We start from the raw sequence: 20629 nt of genomic DNA on the forward strand, positions 1-20629 counted from the left end.
GAGGTCATCCGGCCTGGTCGCGGTCGTGCCGACTCCGTTCGGGCACGATTGCGGCACTCCGCTGCGGTACTTCCGTCGGGTGCCTGGTCCAGCCGATGAAGCGGCGGTGCAGCGCGCCGGCCGGAGCCCAGGGCATATCCTCGACGGCCCGCACGAGATAGGCACCCAGGTAGAGCGCCAGCGACACCGGAGCGTCCGCGTACTCCGCCCTCAGCTCCCGCCGCCGCGTCGGACACGGCCACGGCAGGTCGCAGCCTCCGCAGCTCCAGATCGGCAGCACCGGCCCGTGACTGATCACCGCACACCGCCGAGGAACTGGGCCACGCTCGCGCGGTCCTGCCGGCTAGTCGCCCACCCCACCTGCCAGCATGGGTACGGAGCCAGCCGCGACCACCATGCCCGACAGCCGGCACACATGACGTCGAGCCCTCGGACGTGGACCGCGAGGGTCGTCTGCTCCGGGCTGCCGATCACTGCGCGCCCTCCCCCGGCCAGTGACCACGATTGATCGGAAGCCGGTGCCGGGCATGACACGGCAGGTCGGCCCCGCACCGGCAGACGCGCCGCCACCGCCGCCAGCACCAGACCGGCCGATGCCGCCGGGCGAAGGTCAGCGCGGTGGCCGAGAGGTATTCGTCGTACGAAACGCGCCGCTCCAGCGACACCGAGGCATCTCTGCCCGCTGCCCGGCACTGTTGTCCGCCTCGTGACTGGTCCAACAGTCGCCGCCGGGCGGCCTCCTGCTCCTCCGTCTGGATGCGCTGTCCGAGGCTGGACGCAGCCGGCGGGGATGGGAGATACCGACTGACGATTCGGCGCAGGAGTCCAATAGTCATGTGTGCCCCTCCGTCCTGAGGGCACGGACAAGGCCTACTGATGTGCATCGTTCCGCGCCCGAAGTGCAGTGAGGTCCAGCGTCACGCCGGGCACGTCGTCGATCCAGACGGTGACTGTCCGCTAACCAGGTGTGCTGTCCGCTGCTGGCCTACGTCCAGGGGCGTACTCGATGCACAGGTCACGCAATGTCGCGGCTTCTGGCGCCCCCGACTGCTCCACCTTCGCCAGCAGTTCCGCAGCCCGCCACCAGTTCGACGGCACCACCCGCCCGGACGCCACCGCCTGCGCCCCCAGCGCCACCGCCTCATCCGGCTGACCGGCAGCAACCAGGGCAAGACCAAGGTCGAGACGGGCCGAAGCGGACCGGCGGGGCCGCGCTCCCCCATCGCCGTGCGGGTCCAGATCGGCCAACACCGCCCGCGCCACCTGCTCGGCACCGGGGTCGCCCGCCCACGCCAACGTCGTGGCCGTATACGCGGCGGCCTTCGCCGGGTCGTAACGATAATGGTGCTCGGCTCGCTCAGGGACAGGCAGATTCGCCGTCAGCCGCTCGACCCGATCCAACGCACGCCGGGTCGCACCGACGTCTCCGATCCGCGCCCAGGCACGGGCCTCCTGAGCAGTCGCCTGGATGCGGGCGGAGCTACCCTTCGGGGCGACCCGCTGGGCTTGATCGGAAAGATCGAGTGCCGTCCGGTAGTCACCTTGAGTCAACACGTCCCAGGCCCGGGTTTCCAGACACCATGCCTGGATCTCGCCATGCTCCGCGTGTTCGGCAAGGTCACGAGCGGCTCGCAGGTGGGCAGCCGCAGCAGTCCGCTGCCGCAGGTCGATGTGAACAGTCGCCCGCAGCACCGCCAACCAGCCGCCAGCGATCAACAACCGCCGTCGTTGAGCAAGCGTGACCCGTCCATCCAGCAACCGTCCCACATAGGCGAGGTGCCGCCGTACCAACGGCAGAAGATCTGCCGGGGCCATCGTCGGATAAGAACTGGCAAGGTCGTCAACGCCCTGCTCGATCCGGTCGAGCACGTCTCTGCTCACATCACTGGCGGCGACTCTCGCCCGCAGCTCGCCGGCCTCGGCCGCATGGTCGACCGGCGCATCGACCATGCGAGCAAGCGCGCCCCCCGCATCGAGAATCCGGTCCAGGTGACGCGCCGTGTCGACCGTCGGAGCCTTGAGCCCAGCCTCCAACTCGTGCAGATGACTCTTACTGCGATGAGCGAGCTGCCCCAGGGACCGAAGCGACAGACCACGCCGCTCCCGAAACTCGCGCAGAGCTACACCGAAGCGCGGATCGATGGGTGAGGCCATAGCGCCGCTCCAAGCTCAACCGGCCGGGCGAACTCACCGGCCGCCACCCCATCGACGGTACCCCGACACGTCGCACGCCGATGGCCCCTCGCTTGTAAGTTCTGGGCGCGTCGTCCGGGTGTGTCCGCGCCCGACTCTGACATCGGGCGCTGATGGGCGGTGACGCGCACAAGCGAGGCGAGTGAAGTGATCGCTCCGGTGAATCCGTGCGGCCACCGTCGCCTCGACTGCCCCTCTTGACCGCTGTATCGGGCACGTCGCGGGTAGCGCCGGTGCACCAACTCGGGAAGGATCATCGGCATGTCGGAGCAGGATCTCGCCGGAACCTGGCGTCGCATCATCGAAGGGGACAACAAGTCCTGGGTCGTATTCGCCCACGGCACGTGCGTCGTGCTGCCAGATCCCGGGCCCGACGTCGACCTCGCCGCTCAGGCGACCGACATCCTGCGCGAGTACGGCCCCGTCCACGCTGGCTCACCTGCGGGAGACTTCGGCACGATCGCCCTCGATCCCGGTCCCGGGTGGGTGATCTACGGCCACCACAACGACGTGCTGACCTACGTGGGACCCGACGAGATCTCGGACAGCAGCGACCTGACCATCGGTCTGTACGGACGGGGCAAGCGAGACCGGGATGGCCGTGAGCTTGACGTCGTACACGTCGAGGACAAGCGCCCCAGCTAAGTCCGTCCGCCCTGGCCGCCAGCCGGTCTGTCCGCTGCGCCACAACGGCGTTCCGCTTGGTTGAGCGTGAGTGCAACTTCCCTGTTGTTGTCGTCTCGGCGGGTGCCGAGGGGACAACTTCCCTGTTGTTGTCGTCTCCGCGCGGTGCGGGCGCGGGTTCGCCACGAGCAGGCGCACTGGTTCGGCGCTGAGGGGGCCTGGTTCGTGACGGTGACCGGTTCCGGCACCGGCATACATCCGAGCGAGCACCTCGATTTCGCACCGACCGTGCGGGACGAAGAGGTCGCAGCTTTCCATGCCTACATCTCCGCGTCCGCCGGGCGGGACAGCTAGCGGGCGAAGGCGCCGCACCGTCGTCCAGTTCGGCTGAGGCGGCTCGACGGCGAGGCGGTGCCGGGAAGCACCCGGCACCGCGTCAACTGCGGGGTCAGGAGTACACGCTGCGCACCGCGTCCACGAACGCCTGGCCGCGTGTCGAGGGTGGCCCGTCCTTGGTCGGAAAGAGCTCCGTGCGCAGCTCGGAGGTGAGTTCGAGCTGCACGCCGGCCCCGTCGGCGTCCTTGTTGACGAAGTTGTTGACCGAGGTGCCGGCGATGTCGGCGGGCGCGGGCTGGACAACGCTGAAACCGGCCCCGCGAAGCGCGGTCGCCAACTCCACTGCGGTCGCCGTGTCCCGCCCACCGATGTAGGCGACCTTGTTCGCCTTGGACGTGCCGTGCACCGACAGGGCGTGGGTCCGCTGGCCGATCAGGATCAGGCATTCCTCGACGTCCCAGCGCTCACTCGTCACGTGCAGTCGCGGAAAGTTCTGCCCGGCGGGCAGCGTGCCCTTGAAGTGGCACTGGGTGTGTTCGGTGCCGGCGATCGCACCCGCGATCTCACTGGTGCGGGGTTCGATCGCGCCGCCGTGTGGGGCGACGACGATCAGCGGCGAACTGGTGATCGTCCAGCTCAGCTCGTAGGCGGCTCCCTCCTGCTCGACCTTGCGCAGCGCGGTCATCGACGGGTACTCGCCCACCGTGCCGGCTACCGCGGAAGCTTCCGATGTCGGTGCCCGTCCAATCCAGGACACGCCATGTCCCGCCAGCAGCACCAGCGGCACAGCGGCAGCGCTGAGGACCCATTGCGTACGTCTCTTCACGGTTCTCCTGTCAGTTCGGCGGCACACCCGCATCGGGCCGATGGCCCGTGGTATCTCACCCGGTGGCGTCGCGTTCGGCGGCGTCGATGTTGGCGTCGGTGACCACGAACATGCCGAGCAACAGGGTCAGCGTCAGCACTCCCATGATGAGGAAGACCGCGCGGAGGCCGAACGCCTCGGCCAGCAGACCGCCGACGAGCGCGCCGGCCGGCATGCTTCCCCACGCCAGCATCCGGTAGCCGCTGTTGACCCGGCCCAGCAGGCGGTCCGGGGTGATCCGCTGGCGCAGCGAAATGGTGATGACGTTCCAGGCGGCGAGCAGGATGCCGCCCAGGAAGAAGACCGCGCCGATCACGAACGGGTTGGTGCTCAACCCCGGTACGACCACGACGGCGGCCATCGCCAGCACGGAGACCGCGAGGGCCCGGGCCCGACCGAACCGTCGTTCGATCCAGCCGCTGGCCACCGAGCCGAGCACGATCCCGGCGGCGACGGTGGTGAGCAGGATCCCGTATCCGGGTTCGGTGAGGCCGATGGCGGAGGTCGGGCCGACCGCGTAGAGCACCAGCACGGCGAATATGGCGCTGGTGATGAAGTTGCTGGTCCCGACCATTGTGGCCAGGGTGCGCAGCAGGCGGTGCCGCCAGAGGAAGCGCAGCCCTTCGACGATGTCGGCACGCATCGTCGTCGGCTCGTCCCGTTCGATCCGGAAGCGGCCACGGATCAGCAGCAGCGCCGCGACCGCCACCGCCCACAGCGCGGCCGGGCCGGCGAGCGCCAGGGCCACCCCGGCGGCCACCAGGAAACCGGCCAGTGGTGGGCCGACGAACTGGTTGGCGGCCAGCTCCACGGCGGCGAGTCGGCCGTTGGCCCGGGGCAGCTGTTCGCGGGCGACCAGCTGCGGCAGGATCGACTGGGCGGAGGTGTCGTAGAGGGTCTCGGCGATGCCGACGCCGAAGGCCACCGCGTAGAGCAACCAGATCGATCCGGCGTCGAGCGCCACCGCCACTGCCAGCGCGCCGAGCAGGGCCGCGCGCAGGGTGTTGGCGGCCAACATCACCCGACGCCGGTCGCGCCGGTCGACGAGCGCGCCGGCCGGCAGCGCGAAGAGCAGCCAGGGCAGGCTGAACGCGGTGGCGACCCCGGCCACCAGCACCGGTGAGCGGGTGTAGCCGACGGCAACCAACGGCAGCGCGATCTTGACGATCCCGTCGGCCAGGTTGGACACCGCCGACGCCGACCAGAGCCGCCAGAACCGGCCGCCCAGCCCACCCGCGTCGGGGCGGGATGTCGCCCCCTGATCCGTACGCACCGGTTCCTCGACCCCCGTCACGCCGCCGATCATCGCAGCGTCCCGACAGCCGACGAAAGGCCGCGCCCGCCTTTCACTCAGTGAAAGAGACGCTGCCGGTCGCCGGTCGTACACGGGATCATCCCCTGCACCACGTCCGAGGGAGGTTGGGTCGCGATGGCGTTCGCCCGTAACCAGTGGTACGTGACGGCCTACAGCAGTGAGGTGGGACGGGACCTGCTCGCCCGCACGGTGCTGGGCGAGCCGCTCGTGCTCTACCGCACCGAGTCGGGGGAGGCCGTGGCGCTCGCCGACCGCTGCGTGCACCGCCGCTACCCGTTGTCGGAGAGCCGGCTCGACGGTGACACCATCGTCTGTGGCTACCACGGTTTCACCTACGACCAGACCGGCGCCTGCGTCTTCGTCCCGGGTCAGCAGCGCATCCCGCGCACCGCACGGGTCGCCGCGTACCCGGTGGTGGAGCAGGACTCGCTGATCTGGGTGTGGATCGGCGACGCCGACCGCGCCGACCCGACCACCATCCCCCGCGCGCCCTGGCTGGACGACCCGAGGTACACGGTCGTACGCGGGATGGCCCCGCTGAACGCGCGGTACGGCCTGCTGGTGGACAACCTCATGGACCTGTCCCACGAGACGTACCTGCACGGCGGCTACATCGGCACGCCCGAGGTGGCGAACACCCCGATCACCACGGAGGTGGACGAGGAGCGGGGCATCGTCTACGTCAGCCGGCACATGGACGACGCCGAGTGCCCGCCGTTCTACGCGAAGTCGACCGGCATCCAGGGCCGGATCACCCGCTGGCAGGACATCGAGTACCACCCGCCGTGCCTGTACCTGCTGCACAGCCGGATCGCGCCGCAGGGGGTCTACCCGCCGGCCGAGGGCGAGGACAGCGACGCCTTCCACGCCGAGATCGTGTACGCCATCACGCCGTCGACGGAGAACACCACCTACGACTTCTGGGCGGTGGCCCGCGACTTCGCCATCGACGACGAGTCGGTGAGTGAGTACCTGCACCAGAGCAACCACACGGTGGTCATGCAGGACGTGACGGCGCTGAACATCCTGGAGCAGGTGATCGCGTCCGAGCCGGACAAGTACCAGGAACTCAGCATCAACATCGACACCGGCGGCCTCGCCGCCCGCCGCCTGCTGGCCCGGATGGTCGAGGCGGGATCGGTGGGAGCGCCGCGATGAGCGTGCCGGCCCGCATGCTCACCGGCGACCGGATCTACCGGATCCACTGGCTGCCGGGCACCGACACCCTCCGGGGCATCTGCCACTGCGGGGCTGAGCGCGTCGCCGAGGAGCCGGTCGAGCTGTGGGAGTGGTTGCTCGCCCATCCGTACGGTCATCAGCCGGCGGAGGTGGTTCCGCCGGCACCAGACGCCGCTGCCGGGGCTCCGGTGCCGCCCGCCCCGACGCGGTCGGCGGTGCCGGTATGACCGCCCACGACCTGGACGGCGCGGAGCTGGTGGTCGCCGACCGGGAACCGGCGGCGACCGGCGTCGCCGTGCTGACCCTGTGCCACGCCGATGGCGGTGACCTGCCGAGCTGGTCCCCCGGCGCGCACCTCGACCTGGAACTCGGGCCGGGGTTGGTACGCCAGTACTCGCTCTGCGGCGACCCGGCCGACCGCGCCACCCTGCGGGTCGCGGTGCAGTTGGAGCCGGACGGGCGCGGCGGCTCGCGCCACGTGCACGAGCGTCTGACGCCGGGCGCGACCGTCCGGGTACGCGGGCCACGGAACAACTTTCCGCTGCTGGCGGCGCGGCGCTACCTCTTCATCGCCGGCGGCATCGGCATCACCCCGATCAGGCCGATGGTCGCCGCCGCCGACGCCGCCGGTGCCGACTGGCGACTGGTGTACGGCGGGCGCAGCCGCGCCACCATGGCGTTCGCCGACGACCTGCGGGAGAAGTACGGCGACCGGGTGGCCCTGTACCCGCAGGACGAGGCTGGCCTGCTCGACCTGGACGAGCTGCTGGCCCGACCGGCCGACGAACTCGTCTACTGCTGCGGGCCGGAGTCGCTGATCGCCGCGGTGGAGCAGCGCTGCCGGACGTGGCCGGCCGGGGCCCTGCACGTCGAGCGCTTCACGCCGCTGGCCGTCACCGAGGGTGCCGACACCGCCGTCGAGGTGGAACTCGCCCTCAGCGGCCGGACCCTGACCGTACCGCCGGGTACGTCGATCCTGGAGGCGGTGGAGGCGGCCGGGGTCCAGGTGCTGTCCTCCTGCCGGGAGGGCACCTGCGGCACCTGCGAGACAGGCGTCCTGGCCGGCGTGCCGGACCATCGGGACAGCCTGCTCACCGAGGCGGAACGGGCCGCCGGCGACGCCATGATGATCTGCGTGTCCCGCTCCCGTACGCCCCGGCTCACCCTGGAGCTGTGACCGACGCGGTCGAGGTCGGCATGATGGCGGGGTGGACGCGCAACCCGGACGGTCGGTCACCAGCAAGGTGCTGGCCCTGCTCGACGCGTTCACCCCGGCCGGTCCGGCGCTGACCCTCAGCGAGCTGGCCCGCCGGGCCGACCTGCCGTTGCCCACCGCGTCCCGGCGGGTCGCCGAGCTGGTCGCCTGGGGTGCGCTGGAACGGGGTGAGGACGGCCGGTACCGGATCGGGTTGCGACTGTGGGAGGTGGGCTCGCTCGCACCCCGGGGGCTCGGGCTGCGCGAGCTGGCGCTGCCGACCATGGAGGACCTGTACGAGGTGACGCACGAGAACGTGCAGCTCGCCGTCCGGCAGGACCTCGAACTCGTCTTCATCGAACGGATCGCCGGACGGCACGCGGTGCCGGTGCTCACCCGGGTCGGCGGCCGCTTCGCGTTGCACGCCACCGGCGTCGGACTGGTGCTGCTCGCGTACGCGCCGACCGAGATCCAGGAGCAGGTGCTTGCCGCGCCGCTGGAGCGGTACACCGAACTGACCATCACCGATCCCGGGCGGCTGCGCCGTGGCCTGGCCGAGGTGCGCCGCACCGGGTACGCGATCAGCGACCGGCAGGTCACCATGGACGCCCTCTCGGTCGCCGCGCCGATCCGCGGGCCGGAGGGCTCGGTGGTCGCCGCGATCTCGCTGGTGGTCGCCCACCACCGGGCGGACCCGGTGGCGCTGGCGCCGCTGGTCCAGGCGGCGGGCCGGACCATCTCCCGATCACTCGGCACGTCGTACGGGCCGGGGCGACCGGGCAGGTGAGGCCGTTACCGCCCCGTGGCGGGACGCAGTAACGTGTCCGGGTGCCGATGGTCCGCGTCCGCTCTGCCGTACCCAGTTCCGACCGGGCCGCGTCGTGACGAGCGACGATCCGGGCGGGCAGTTCCCGCCGGCGTCGCCGTCGGACCGGGCCGCGGTCGGGCGGGCCCGCGCCCAGCGTCTGCTGGTGACCCTGCTCGGTGACCACTGGCACGCCGGTCGTTCGCCGCTGCCGTCCGGGGGCCTGGTGACGGTGCTCGCCGAATTCGGCATCGCGCCCGCCAACGCCCGCGCGACGCTCGCCCGGTTGACCCAGCGTGGGGTGCTCCAGCGGAGCAAGGAGGGCCGGCGGACCAGCTACCGGTTGACCGAGCCGGCCTGGCACATCCTCCAGCGGGGTGCCCGCCGCATCTTCGCCACCACCGACGAGAGCGCCTGGGACGGTAGGTGGACGCTGATCGCGTTCACGCTGCCCCTGGAGGACGCGAACCAGCGTCGCCTGCTCCGGGCCCGGTTGCGCTGGTTGACGTTCTGGCCGCTGTACGACGCGACCTGGGTGACCCCGCACGACCGGTTCGACGAGGCACGCGAACAGCTCGGCGAACTCGGGGTCACCGACGCGGTGATCCTGCGGTCCACGGAGGTGGACCTGTTGCCGGACGGCAGGGCACGGCTGGAGGCCGCCTGGCGGATCGACGAGGTGGCCGCCGGTTATCAGGAGTTCCTGCGCGGCCACCGGGATCTGGCCGGCCGGGCGACGGCCGGTGCGGTGGCGCCGGCGGAGGCGCTCGTGGCGCGTACCAGGCTGGTGAGCGACTGGCGGGCGCTGGTGGGTGCCGACCCTGACCTGCCGATCGACTTCCTGCCGCCGTCCTTTCCCCGGGCCGAGGCGCGGGCGATGTTCCTGCGCACCTCCGAGGCGCTGTCCCCGCTGGCCCAGCAACGCTTCGAGGATCTCGTCCAGCGGCCCGAACCGGCCTGACGGCAGCACCCCACCGGCCGTGGGTCCACAGCGGACCACAGCCCGCGCAGGCCGCTGACATAGATGCATTGCACTTCCATTGACTGTCGTTCCGTTTTCGCATTACGTTGCCCTCATGCCTTCGACCCGGGAGGCCCAGCCGTCCGTTCCCGGCTGAAAGGGGTCCCGCCATGCCCATCCACCGATCCAGGAACAGCACCCGGCGACGATCCCTACGGCTGGCCCTGACCGCGCTCGTCGCCGCGGCGCTGGTCAGTGGTTCCGCGCCGGCCGGCGCGGCCCCGACGGGCGTCAGGGGCGTCGACCGTGGCTTCGGCGTGGCGGTGGTGTCCGGCCGCGCGGACATGGTCAGCGGCGGTGACGCCCTGGTACGCGTCGACGTGCCGGGTACCGTCCCACCCCACCGGGTGACGATCCGGGTGGACGGCCGGGACGTGACCGGCCGCTTCCGCCCGGCGGGCGACCAGCGGACCCTGCTCGGCCTGGTGGACGGGCTGAAGCTGGGCCGGAACAAACTCGACGTCCGCGCTCACGGGCCGGGCAAGGGCCGACCCGCCGCCACCCTGACGTTGATCAACCATCCGGCCGCCGGCCCGGTCTTCTCCGGGCCGCACATTCCGCTCTTCTGCACCGCCTCCGGCAGCCCGTGGCACCTGGGTCCGGTCGACGAGAACTGCCATGTGGCCGAGGCGCAGGTGACCTACCGGTACCGCACCACCGCCGGCACCTTCGTCGACCTGCCCGACGGTCCGCTACCGGCGGACGTGGCCCGTACCACCACCACGGCCGGCCGGACCGTCCCGTACGTGGTGCGGATCGAGCGCGGCACCATCAACCGCGCGGTGTACGAGATCGCGCTGCTGCACGAGCCGGGTACGCCGGCCCCCGACCCGTGGACGACGGCCCCGGGCTGGAACGACCGTCTGGTGTACACCTTCGGTGGCGCCTGCGGCATCGGCCACACCCAGGCCACCAGCACCGGCGGGGTTGTCGACCACACGCTGCTCGGCCGCGGCTACGCCGTCGCCAGCGCCACCTTCAACGTGTTCGCGCACAACTGTAACGACGTCACGTCCGCCGAGACGGCCATGATGGTCAAGGAGCACTTCATCGAGACGCTCGGCGTGCCGGAGTTCACCATGGGCTGGGGTGGTTCGGCCGGCACCATGCAGCAGTTACTGATCTCCAACGCGTACCCCGGCATCCTGGACGGCGTCATCGGCAGCATCGGCTACCCCGACGAGCGCTCCACGACGATCTCCGGCCACGAGTGCCGGTTCATCTCCCAGGCGGCCGCCGACGCCGGGCTGTCGGCGGCCCAGCAGACCGCCGTGACCGGCTTCGGCAGCCCGAACACCTGCGTCGGGTACCAGTTCTTCGACAGTGTCGACTGGCCCACCGCCTGCCCCGGCCACATTCCCGCCGAGCGGCGCTACCACCCGGTCACCAACCCGGACGGCATCCGTTGCGCCATGGCGGACTTCGTCTCGAACGTGTACGGCGTCGACCCCAGGACCGGCGCCGGCCGGCCGGTCATCCCCGACACCGTCGGCGTGCAGTACGGCCTACGGGCCCTGCAGGCGGGCGTGCTCAGCCCGGAAGAGTTCGTCCGGCTCAACGAGGGCATCGGCGGTCTGGACGTCGAGGGCAACCGCACGCCGCAGCGCACCTCGGCGAACGTCGAGGCGATCCGACGGGCGTACGCGACCGGCCGGGTCAACCAGTTCGACGGCGGGCTGCGGTGGACCCCGATCATCGAGACCCGTGGCTACACCGACCCCACCGGCGACTTCCACGACCGGTTCCGCTCCTGGACGATGCGGGAGCGCCTGCTCCGGGCCAACGGCAACGCCGACAACCACGTCAGCGTGACCGGTCCCCCCGGCGCGGCCAGCACGGTCCTCCAGGAGCAGGCGTTGACCGACATGGACGCCTGGCTGACGGCGCGCGGCCGGCTCGCGGCGGCCCGTCCGCACCTGGACGCCGTACAGCTCACCCGGCTGTCGCGGCCACGCGGCCTGGCCGACAACTGCGTCACGCCGGACGGCGACCGGATCGTGGAGCGGCTGACGCTCGACCCGGACGCCCGGTGCAACCAGCTCTACCCGTACCACCGCAACCCACGGGTGGTGGCGGGCGGACCGACCACCTCGGCGGTGCTCAAGTGCCAGCTCCAGCCGATGCGGAAGTCGCTGTACGGGGTGCGCTTCACCACCGGGCAGTGGGACCGCCTGCGGGCGGTCTTCCCCGGCGGCGTCTGCGACTGGTCCAAGCCCGCCGTCGGCCAGGTCCCGCTCACCCGGACCTGGATCCGTTTCTGACCGTCAGTCGGGAAAGGCGAGCAACCGCAGCAGGCCGGCCAGCCGCTCGTGTTCCTCGGGGGTCACCGTGGCCAGCAGGCCCAGCTCCACGGCACGGGCGGCCTGCTGGGCGCGGGCGAAGAGGTCCCGGCCGGCGTCGGTCGCGACGAGGACGTTGGCCCGCCGGTCGGCGGGGTCGGTGCGACGCTCCACCAGCTGACGTTGTTCGAGACCGTCGACGAGCGCGACGACCTGACTCGGGTCGAGGCGGAGAAACTCGGCCAGCTCCCGCTGGGTGGGTCGGGCCCCGTCGGCGGCCAACGCGAGCACGGAGTACGAACGCGCCTTGAGCCCGTGCTCCGCGAGGGCGGCGTTCGCCGCCGCGAGCGTGAGCGCGTTGGCGCGCGCCAGCAGAAAGACCAGGTCACCGCCGAGCACGCTGTCCCGCAGCGCGTCCCGTCCGGGCAGCCGGGTCTTGGAGGCCGTCGGATTCACCGGCGACCTCTTGGCGCTAGCGGACATGGCGACGATGGTAGCAAGTTTCTCCAATGATTGACATTTTCAACGGTCCGTGCTCAGATCGGGTGAACACGAAGGAGTTCGCATGTCCCTGGACGGCAAGGTCGCCATCGTCACCGGTTCCGGCCGAGGTCTCGGCCTCGCGTACGCGCAGGAGCTAGCCCGGCAGGGTGCCGCCGTGGTGGTCAACGACGTCGACGCGCAGACCACGGCCGACGCCGTCGCCGCCATCCAGGCGCTCGGTGGTCGCGCCGCCGCGGTGGTCGCACCGGTCGGCCCCACCGAGACCGCCGAGCAGTTGGTCGCCACGGCGGTCGAGACCTTCGGTCGACTCGACATCCTGGTCACCAACGCCGGTGTCCTGCGCGACACCGTGCTGTGGAAGATGACCGACGAGGACTTCGACACCGTCATCAACGTGCACCTGCGCGGCACCTTCACCACCGTGCGCGCGGCCGTGCAACACATGCGGACGGCCGGCGAGGGCGGGCGCATCATCTGCATCGGCTCACCCACCGGGCAGCGCGGCAACTTCGGCCAGACCAACTACGCCGCCGCGAAGGCCGGCATCGTCGGCATGACGCGGACCTGGGCGCTGGAGCTCAAGCGCGCCGGCATCACCGCCAACACCGTGGTGCCGGTGGCCGCGACCGCCATGACGGCCACCGTCCCCTACTTCGCCGCCGCGGTGCGGGCCGCCGAGAACGGCGAGCAGATGCCGGCGTTCTTCCGGCACGACCTCGGGTTCGGCACGGCGGACGACGTCGCCGGGCTCATCGCGTTCCTCGGTTCCGACGCGGCCGGCGCCGTCACCGGGCAGGTGATCGGGGTGGGCGGCGACCGGCTCCAGATCTGGACCCACCCGGAGGCGGCCGTGACCGCGCACCGCGAGGGCGGCTGGACGTACGATGCCCTGCTCGAAGCCTGGCCGGCGACGTTCGCCGGAGCGCTGCAGAGCGTCGGCGAGCGGTTCCCGGACCTCCCCGAGGAGTTCAAGACCGCAGGCTCCTGACCCGCCGGACGGAAAGTTCCCCACCATGTACCAGCCCGCCATCGATGTCGACACCGTCACCGCGATCGACATGCACGTGCACATCGAGGTCGACGAGCACGGCCACAACTCGCTGCCCGACGACCTGGTGGCGGCGGTCTCGAAGTACTTCAAGGCCGACGGGCCGCGCCCGGCGATCGAGGCGGTGGCGCAGTACTACCGGGAGCGCCAGATGGCGGCCGTGGTCTTCACCGTGGACGCCCGTACGCAACTGGCGCACCAACCGCTGTCGAGCGTGGAGATCGCCCGCGCCGCGGCCGAGCACGCCGACGTGCTGATCCCCTTCGGGTCCGTCGACCCGCGCACCGGCGCGGAGGCGCTGGATCTCGCCACCCGACTGATCGAGGACGAGGGCGTACGCGGCTTCAAGTTCCACCCCACGGTGCAGGGCTTCGATCCGAGCGACGAGCGGTACGCGCCGCTGTGGGGTCTGCTCGAGAAGGCCCGCGTACCGGCGCTGTTCCACACCGGGCAGACCGGCATCGGAGCGGGGATGCCGGGCGGCTACGGCTTCCGGCTCGGGCTGTCAAACCCGATGCTGCTCGATCCCGTCGCGGCCGACTTCCCGGACCTCCAAATCATCATGGCCCACCCGTCGGTGCCCTGGCAGGACGAGGCGCTGTCGGTGGCCACCCACAAGCCGAACACCTGGATCGACCTGTCCGGCTGGAGTCCGAAGTACTTCCCGGCGGAGCTGGTGCGTTACGCCAACTCGCTGCTCAAGCGCCGGGTGCTCTTCGGCACCGACTACCCGCTGCTCACCCCCGACCGCTGGCTGCGGGACGTACGCAGCACCGACCTCAAGCCCGAGGTGCTCCCCGGCATCCTGAAGGACAACGCCGTCCGGCTGTTGCGCCTGTCCGGCTGACGACGACGAGAGGAAGCTCCATGACGACGACGATCACCTACGAACAGCTCGCCGACCTCGCCGGCACCGACCTCGGGTACACCGACTACCGGACGGTCACCCAGGACCAGGTGAACCTCTTCGCCGACGCCACGGACGACCACCAGTGGATCCACGTCGACCCCGAGCGGGCGAAGAACGGGCCGTTCGGAGCGCCCATCGCCCACGGGTTCCTCACGCTCTCACTGGCGGTGCCCTTCTGGACGGAGCTGCTCGACGTGAAGGGGGTCACCACGAAGGTCAACTACGGCCTGGACAAGGTGCGCTTCCCGGCTCCCGTCAAGGTCGGATCGCGGGTGCGGATGACGGCGACCGTCGCCGAGGTCGCCGAGGTTCCCGGCGGGTACCAGATCGCCGTCGACCAGACGATCGAGATCGACGGCGGAACCAAGCCCGCGGTCGTGGCGCGCGGCCTCTACCGCTTCTACGCCTGACGGCGACCGCCGGGAGACCGCTGATGCACGCACAGGGAATCGGCGCCTGGCCGACGAAGCGCCGGCTCAAGTCCCCCGACAAGGTCGCCCTCGTCCACGGTGACCGGTCCACCGTCACGTACCGCCAGTTCGCCGACGCCGTCGACCGGGTCGCCTCGCTGCTGCGACGGCTCGGCGTCGGCCGCGGCGACGCGGTGGCCTACCTGGGTGAGAACAGTCCGGAGTTCCTCCAGGTGATGTTCGGCGCGGCCCGGCTGGGCGCCGTCTTCGTGCCGGTCAACACCCGGCTGGCACCGCCCGAGATCGCCCACGTCCTCACCGACTGCGGCGCGCGGGTGCTGATCCACGATTTCGAGTTCCATCAGCGGGTGGCCGACGCCATCGGCGGCACGCTGTCCCCCCGGGTCATCGTCACCGGGGCGGGCACCACCGAACGGCCGGGACTGGCCCGTCTGCTGCGGACGACCGCCGTGGACGAGGCCGCCGCCGTCGAGGTGAGCATGGACGACCCGGCCGCGATCATCTACACCTCGGGCACGACCGGCCGGGCCAAGGGCGCGGTGCTCACCCACGGCAACCTCACCTGGGTGGCGCTCAACTGCGTCGTCGACTACGACGTCGTCTCCACCGATGTCGCGCTGATGATCTCGCCGCTGTTCCACGTGGCGTCCCTCGGCATGGGTGCGCTGCCGGTCATCCTCAAGGGCGCCACTCTCGTGCTGGAGAAGGGCTTCGAGCCGGGACGCGCGCTGGCCCAGATCGAGCGGCACGGCGTCACCATGCTCAGCGGCGTACCGACCACTTACCAGCTGATGGCCGACCACCCGGACTGGGCCACCACCGACCTGTCGACGCTGAGCAAGCTCACCTGCGGTGGATCGGCCGTACCCACCCGGATCCTCAACGCGTACGAGGATCGCGGGCTGTCGTTCTCGCAGGGCTACGGCATGACCGAGGCGTCGCCGGGGGCGACCTCACTGTCCCCCGCGATGACCCGCGCCAAGCAGGGCAGCGTGGGCCTGCCCCACTTCTTCACCAGCGTCCGGATCGCCGACGAGCAGGGCGCGCCCGTCACCGACGGCGGTATCGGCGAGATCCAGATCTGCGGTCCGAACGTCTTCCCCGGCTACCATCTGCTGCCCGAGGCGACGGCCGAGGCGTTCACCGCCGACGGCTGGTTCCGCTCCGGCGACCTCGGTTACCTCGACGCCGACGGCTACCTCTACATCGCGGGCCGGCTCAAGGACATGATCATCTCGGGGGGTGAGAACATCTACCCGGCCGAGATCGAGGTTCTGCTCGGCGAGATCGACGGGGTGACCGGAGTGGCGGTCATCGGCGTACCGGACCCGCGATGGGGCGAGGTTCCGTGGGCGGTGCTGACCGTGCGGGAGGGTGCCGTGGTCGACGTCGCCACGGTGCGGCAGTTCCTCGACGGCAAGGTAGCCCGCTACAAGCTGCCCAAGAACGTGGTCATCGTGGACGAGTTGCCGCGGACCGCGTCGGGGAAGGTGCGCAAGGCCGACCTGCGGAGCCGGTTCGCCGGTTAGCGGCCCGGCACCAGGGCCGCGACCCCGCCACCACCCTACTGCCGGACGCTCCTGGTCCGGGTGGTGACGAGTGCGGCGAACTCCGCCGCGGACGCCTCGGCCAGCCGCTCGTGCATCCGTCGGTAGACCTGGGTCGACCGGGTGGCCGGCCACTGCGCGTCCATGAACTCGCGGGGCAGCCTCGGGTCCGCGCGCAGCAACGCGAGCCAGTCGGCCACGAGCATCGTCCGCACGGTCAGCGCACTCGGTGCCTGGGTCGCGGCGCCCGGATCGTCCCACATCTCGATGAACGCCAGGTGCTCACGCCGGATCGCCTCGATGTCCCACGCCGCCCGTACGCTGTCGGCGATCGGGAACCCCGCGAGTTCCCGGGCGTGGAAGGCGATGACCGTCTTCGGGGGAAGGTCGCGGCACAATGGCTCCAGTGAGCCGGCGAGGTCGACCTCACCGGGCGCGAGCCAGAGCCCGTCGCGCAGCGGCGCGAAGCCCTCCCAGGTGAGGGTCGACCGCAACCGGTGACGCAGGGTCCGCTGCCCCTCGGGGATCGTGAACGTGACGAGTGTCCAACCGGTGCCCTGTGGCTCGAACGGGCGCGGGCCGCGGACGCGTTCCGTCGCCTCGCGCAGCACCGCCACCCCGTGCCCGGTCAGCGAGAACAGGATCTCCCGCCCGCTCTTGCTCCGCTCCAGCAGGCCGGTCTGCACCAGCCGGTCGAGGGTCGCCCGCGTCGCCGGTGCGGCGACGCCGGCGCCTTCGAGCACCCCGATCAGGACGCTGGCGCGAATCGGGCCCGGGGCGTCGTCGACGACGTGCTCACCGAAGAACGCGAGCAGCAACTGCTTGGGCTGACGACTGCGCACAACTGTCCCTCTCGAGCGGATTCCAGCGTCGGTACGGTCACGGGCCGACGGTCTGCCCGCGCTTCGCACGCTGGATCTGGTCGTACACATGCGTACGCAGCTCGGTGAAGCGCGGTAGCGCACGGGTGGTGATCTGATCGCGCTCCGGCGGAAGATCGATCGTCAGATCCTCCTGCACCCAGGTCGGGGAGGCGGAGAGCACCAGGACCCGCTCGCCCAGGTAGACCGACTCGTCGATGTCGTGGGTGACGAAGAGGACCGATATCTTGCGCGTCACGTGCAGCTCACGCACGAGATCCTCCAGGTCCGCCCGGGTCTGCGCGTCGACCGCGGCGAACGGCTCATCCATGATCAGCACCTCGGGCTGGTACGCGATGGCCCGCGCGATCGCCACGCGCTGCTGCATCCCGCCCGATAGCTGCCACGGGTGACTGCGGGCCGCGTGCGCCAACCCCACCGCCTCGATGGCGTCGGTGACGAGCTTGTCGCGGGCCGCACGGGAGAGCCGCTTGTGGCGCAGCGGCAGCTCGACGTTGCCCCGGACGGTCAACCACGGGTAGAGACTACGTCCGTACTCCTGGAAGACGACGGCCATCGCGGGGCTGGGACCGGTCACCGGCATCCCGTCCATCTCGACCACGCCGCTGGTGGGCCGGAGCAGCCCGGCGAGGCACTTCAGCAGGGTCGTCTTGCCGCAGCCCGACGGTCCGACGATGCAGACGAGTTCACCCTCCCGCATGGTGAAGGTGATGTCCCCGATCGCCTCGACGTCGCCGGACGCTGATTCGTAGACCTTGCGCAGCTTTTCCACCCGCAGCAGGGTGCTCCGATCAGGCACGATTGACCTCCCTCAGTCCGTGGTACCAGCGCAGCACGCGTCGCTCGACGATTCCGAAGGTCGCGGCGAGAAGCACGCCGACGAGGCCGAGCAGCAGAATGCCGCTCCACATCTCGGCGATGAGGTAGTTGCGCTGGAAGTAGGCGATCCGATAGCCCAGTCCGGCGGACGAGGCGAACATCTCCGAGATGACCATCAGGATGAGCGCGACCGAGAGTCCCTGTCGGACCCCGGTCATGATCCGTGGGCTCGCCGCCGGGAGCACCAGGAACCAGAGCCGTTCCCACCAGGTGATCCGGAACGAGTCGGCGGTCTCCGACATCACGCTGTCGGTGGCCCGGACGCCGTCGATCGTGTTGAGCAGGATCGGCCAGACCGCGCCGGAGACGATGACGACCACCTTCATCGTGTCGGTGATGCCGAGCAGCAGCATCACGACCGGGATCAGCACCGGCGGAGGGATGGCCCGGAAGAACTCCAGCAACGGTTCCAGCAGTTCCCGCAGCCAGCGGAACAGCCCGATGAGGGTGCCGGCGGCGATGCCGACCACGATCGAGGCCGCGATGCCGAGGGCGAGTCGGTAGAGGCTGGGCAGCACGTCGTCGACGAACGCCGGACCGATCCAGGTGTTCCGGAACGCCTCGAAGATGGTGAGGGGGCCGGGAAAGAAGCGGCTGGTCGACCTGGTCGAGGCCAGGCCCCAGACCACCAGGAGCAGAAAGGGCAGCCCGAGCGGGTAGAGGAAGCCCGAGGCGAGCCGACGCCCGAGGCCGCGCCCGCGCGACCGCTGGGCGACCTGGCCGGGGTGCGCGGTCACAGGACCTCCTCACCGCGTACGGACTGGTGCCAGGACAACGACCGGCGCTCGATGAAGCGGAAGACGAGGTTCACCAGCAGCCCAAGCAGCCCGGTGACCACCACGAGGGCGTACAGCCCGACCGCGTCGCCGGCCGAGCGGGACAGCTCGATCATCCGTCCCAGCCCGGGATTGCCGATCACCATCTCCGCGGTGATGGCCAGGATGAGAGCGACCGCGGCGGCGAGCCTGATGCCGGTCATGAGGTACGGCAGGGCGGTCGGGAAGACCAGGTACGACAGACGCTCGCGTCGGGTCAGCCCGAAGCTGCGGGCGGTGTCCCGGGCGACCGCGTCGACGTCGGCGACGCCGTAGATCACCTGCACGAACACCTGCCAGAACGACGCGTAGATGATGATGACGAGGGCGGCCTGCATCTGGATGCCGAACAGCAGCACGGCGAGCGGGATGAGGGCCACCGAGGGGATGGGTCGGAGGAACTCCACCACCGTGTGGGTGGCGCGGCGCAGGAAGGGCACCAGGCCGATGATCGTGCCTAGGACGACCGCGGCGACGGTGGCGACGGCCAGCCCGATCGCCCAGGAGGTCATGGTGTTGCCGATCCGCCGCCAGAAGGCGAGGTCACGGAACTCCTCGGCGAGCCGGGCGAGCACGTCGGTGACGTACGGCAGGTACTGCGAGTTGATCAGACCCAGGGTCGGGATCAGCTGCCAGACGACGAGGAACCCCGTCAGCCCGACGACGCCCAGCGTCACCTTGCGCAGTGCACGGGGACGCCGGATGGACAGAAGGTGCATGTCGCTCCCGTGGTCGGCGGCGACGCCCTTCCCGGCCGGTCACCGGGAAGGGCGGGACCGCGCAGGCTACTGCTGTTGGATGAGGCGATCGAAGTCGGGCTGCCGGTCGAGCACCTGGTACTTGCCGGCGAGGGTCGCCAGCGACTCCAGGCTCGCCCGGTCCACCTCCCAACCGAACCGCGGGAGCTTCACCGAGTCCGCGACCGCCTCAGGCAGCTGCAGGTTGTCCTTGATCGCCTGGCGGACGGCCGCCTCGTTGGCGGGGTCCTGCGCCCATTCGAGCGTCTCCTTCATCGCGGCCGAGAAGTCGGCGACCAGCTCGGCGTCGGACTCCATCCGCGCCTTCGTGGCGATCGTGGTGAGCGTCGCGAGCCCGGGGGCGACCGCCTGGTAGGGCGCGACGATGAAGGTGTCGCCGCGGCTGCGGAGCTGGGTGACGAAGGGTTCCGGCACCCAGGCCGCGTCGATGTTGTCGGCTTCGAGCTGCGCCGGCACGTCGGGGAAGGCGACCTCGACGAACTTGATGGTCGAGGGGTCACCGCCGTCCTTCTCCACCGCCGCCATGATCGTCACGTCGCCGGCCGCGCCCAGGCTGTTGACCGACACCCGCTTGCCCGCGAGTTCCGCCGGCCGGGTGATGCCCGACTTGGCCGACGCCACCACGGCGTTGATGTCGTCGCCCTCGGCGTAGGACGACGCGTAGTTGCCGATCACCACGACGCCGAGGTCCTGCAGGTCGGCCCGGAACGGACCGAACGGCTGACCGATGGCGAAGTCGATGTCGCCGTTGATGAGGGCGGGAATGGCCTGTGCGCCGCCCTGCGCGGGCAGCACCTCGACCGAGAGCCCGTGCTTTTCGAAGAGGCCGGCCTTGATGCCGCCCCACAGGGCGGCGGTCTCGGTGATGGGCAGCGCCGCGACCCGAACCTGGCGCAGGTCGCCGTCGCTCTCTCCCGAGGGGGTGGCGTCCGAGTCCGTACATCCGGCGAGGGCGATCGTGACACCGGCGATCAGCCCGAGCGTGAATATCTTCTTCATCGACAAGGCCCTTCCTGGGCGGGGGTGGTGGGTGCGTCAACACCG

22 protein-coding genes are annotated in these 20629 nt (G+C 70.7%); 11 read left to right on the forward strand and 11 right to left on the reverse strand.

The window, feature by feature from the left end; genetic code table 11:
• Positions 1-4: 4 nt before the first annotated feature.
• The 3 genes from SM447_RS13265 to SM447_RS13275 all read right to left on the reverse strand — a co-directional run bounded on the left by SM447_RS13265 (position 5) and on the right by SM447_RS13275 (position 2154).
• A complete protein-coding gene (locus SM447_RS13265) occupies positions 5-298 on the reverse strand; it encodes a hypothetical protein (RefSeq protein WP_474573060.1) in 294 nt (97 codons plus the stop codon).
• Positions 295-693 carry a hypothetical protein gene (locus SM447_RS13270; RefSeq protein ID WP_474573061.1) on the reverse strand — a complete coding sequence of 133 codons (399 nt, stop codon included), beginning with the start codon at positions 691-693 and terminating at the stop codon, positions 295-297. Before SM447_RS13270 ends, SM447_RS13265 begins: the two co-directional genes overlap by 4 nt.
• Before the next feature lie 264 nt (positions 694-957).
• Positions 958-2154 (reverse strand): helix-turn-helix domain-containing protein, encoded by a 1197-nt coding sequence (locus tag SM447_RS13275; RefSeq protein WP_474573062.1) that lies wholly within the window; start codon positions 2152-2154, stop codon positions 958-960.
• A gap of 300 nt (positions 2155-2454) precedes the next feature.
• On the opposite strand from SM447_RS13275, the gene SM447_RS13280 reads away from it, so the two are divergent.
• Positions 2455-2838 (forward strand): hypothetical protein, encoded by a 384-nt coding sequence (locus SM447_RS13280; RefSeq protein WP_474573063.1) that lies wholly within the window; start codon positions 2455-2457, stop codon positions 2836-2838.
• 427 nt (positions 2839-3265) lie between these two features.
• Here the strand turns inward: SM447_RS13280 and SM447_RS13285 are convergent, their stop codons facing one another.
• The gene (locus tag SM447_RS13285; RefSeq protein ID WP_474573064.1) at positions 3266-3979 is read right to left on the reverse strand and encodes a poly-gamma-glutamate hydrolase family protein; all 714 of its coding nucleotides are present in this window, start codon (positions 3977-3979) and stop codon (positions 3266-3268) included.
• A 55-nt stretch (positions 3980-4034) separates the two neighbouring features.
• On the reverse strand, positions 4035-5312 hold the full coding sequence (locus tag SM447_RS13290) for an MFS transporter (protein WP_474573065.1): 1278 nt from the start codon (positions 5310-5312) through the stop codon (positions 4035-4037).
• A gap of 135 nt (positions 5313-5447) precedes the next feature.
• On the opposite strand from SM447_RS13290, the gene SM447_RS13295 reads away from it, so the two are divergent.
• The 6 genes from SM447_RS13295 to SM447_RS13320 all read left to right on the forward strand — a co-directional run bounded on the left by SM447_RS13295 (position 5448) and on the right by SM447_RS13320 (position 11794).
• Positions 5448-6491 (forward strand): aromatic ring-hydroxylating dioxygenase subunit alpha, encoded by a 1044-nt coding sequence (locus SM447_RS13295; RefSeq protein ID WP_474573066.1) that lies wholly within the window; start codon positions 5448-5450, stop codon positions 6489-6491.
• Entirely contained in the window at positions 6488-6739 is a 252-nt protein-coding gene (locus SM447_RS13300; RefSeq protein WP_474573067.1) for a hypothetical protein, read from the forward strand. The genes SM447_RS13295 and SM447_RS13300 overlap by 4 nt, the downstream gene beginning before the upstream one ends.
• Positions 6736-7689: a PDR/VanB family oxidoreductase gene (locus tag SM447_RS13305; RefSeq protein WP_474573068.1), complete on the forward strand. Its 954-nt coding sequence runs from the start codon at positions 6736-6738 to the stop codon at positions 7687-7689. Before SM447_RS13300 ends, SM447_RS13305 begins: the two co-directional genes overlap by 4 nt.
• A 31-nt stretch (positions 7690-7720) precedes the next feature.
• A complete protein-coding gene (locus SM447_RS13310) occupies positions 7721-8494 on the forward strand; it encodes an IclR family transcriptional regulator (RefSeq protein ID WP_474573069.1) in 774 nt (257 codons plus the stop codon).
• A 94-nt stretch (positions 8495-8588) separates the two neighbouring features.
• On the forward strand, positions 8589-9473 hold the full coding sequence (locus SM447_RS13315; protein ID WP_474573070.1) for a PaaX family transcriptional regulator: 885 nt from the start codon (positions 8589-8591) through the stop codon (positions 9471-9473).
• Positions 9474-9643: 170 nt separating this feature from the next.
• Positions 9644-11794: a DUF6351 family protein gene (locus SM447_RS13320; RefSeq protein WP_474573071.1), complete on the forward strand. Its 2151-nt coding sequence runs from the start codon at positions 9644-9646 to the stop codon at positions 11792-11794.
• A gap of 3 nt (positions 11795-11797) precedes the next feature.
• On the opposite strand, the gene SM447_RS13325 is transcribed toward SM447_RS13320, so the two are convergent.
• Complete coding sequence (locus tag SM447_RS13325; protein ID WP_474573072.1) at positions 11798-12295, reverse strand: MarR family winged helix-turn-helix transcriptional regulator; 498 nt, start codon at positions 12293-12295, stop codon at positions 11798-11800.
• A gap of 82 nt (positions 12296-12377) precedes the next feature.
• Between SM447_RS13325 and SM447_RS13330 the strand changes: the two genes are divergently transcribed.
• The 4 genes from SM447_RS13330 to SM447_RS13345 are packed head-to-tail and all read left to right on the forward strand — an operon-like array spanning position 12378 to position 16234.
• On the forward strand, positions 12378-13304 hold the full coding sequence (locus SM447_RS13330; protein WP_474573073.1) for an SDR family oxidoreductase: 927 nt from the start codon (positions 12378-12380) through the stop codon (positions 13302-13304).
• A 25-nt stretch (positions 13305-13329) separates the two neighbouring features.
• Positions 13330-14211, forward strand: a complete 882-nt coding sequence (locus SM447_RS13335) for an amidohydrolase family protein (protein WP_474573074.1) — start codon at positions 13330-13332, stop codon at positions 14209-14211.
• 20 nt (positions 14212-14231) lie between these two features.
• Positions 14232-14684, forward strand: a complete 453-nt coding sequence (locus SM447_RS13340) for a MaoC family dehydratase (protein WP_474573075.1) — start codon at positions 14232-14234, stop codon at positions 14682-14684.
• A 23-nt stretch (positions 14685-14707) separates the two neighbouring features.
• Positions 14708-16234, forward strand: coding sequence for an acyl-CoA synthetase (locus SM447_RS13345; protein ID WP_474573076.1), 1527 nt, complete (start codon positions 14708-14710; stop codon positions 16232-16234).
• Positions 16235-16269: 35 nt separating this feature from the next.
• Here the strand turns inward: SM447_RS13345 and SM447_RS13350 are convergent, their stop codons facing one another.
• The 5 genes from SM447_RS13350 to SM447_RS13370 all read right to left on the reverse strand — a co-directional run bounded on the left by SM447_RS13350 (position 16270) and on the right by SM447_RS13370 (position 20584).
• On the reverse strand, positions 16270-17094 hold the full coding sequence (locus SM447_RS13350; protein ID WP_474573077.1) for a PaaX family transcriptional regulator: 825 nt from the start codon (positions 17092-17094) through the stop codon (positions 16270-16272).
• 37 nt (positions 17095-17131) lie between these two features.
• Positions 17132-17932: an ABC transporter ATP-binding protein gene (locus SM447_RS13355; RefSeq protein ID WP_474573078.1), complete on the reverse strand. Its 801-nt coding sequence runs from the start codon at positions 17930-17932 to the stop codon at positions 17132-17134.
• Positions 17925-18749: an ABC transporter permease gene (locus tag SM447_RS13360; RefSeq protein ID WP_474573079.1), complete on the reverse strand. Its 825-nt coding sequence runs from the start codon at positions 18747-18749 to the stop codon at positions 17925-17927. The genes SM447_RS13355 and SM447_RS13360 overlap by 8 nt, the downstream gene beginning before the upstream one ends.
• Positions 18746-19546: an ABC transporter permease gene (locus tag SM447_RS13365; protein ID WP_474573080.1), complete on the reverse strand. Its 801-nt coding sequence runs from the start codon at positions 19544-19546 to the stop codon at positions 18746-18748. The genes SM447_RS13360 and SM447_RS13365 overlap by 4 nt, the downstream gene beginning before the upstream one ends.
• Before the next feature lie 66 nt (positions 19547-19612).
• Complete coding sequence (locus tag SM447_RS13370; RefSeq protein WP_474573081.1) at positions 19613-20584, reverse strand: ABC transporter substrate-binding protein; 972 nt, start codon at positions 20582-20584, stop codon at positions 19613-19615.
• Positions 20585-20629 lie beyond the last annotated feature (45 nt).

This window comes from Micromonospora aridisoli, assembly GCF_056150025.1.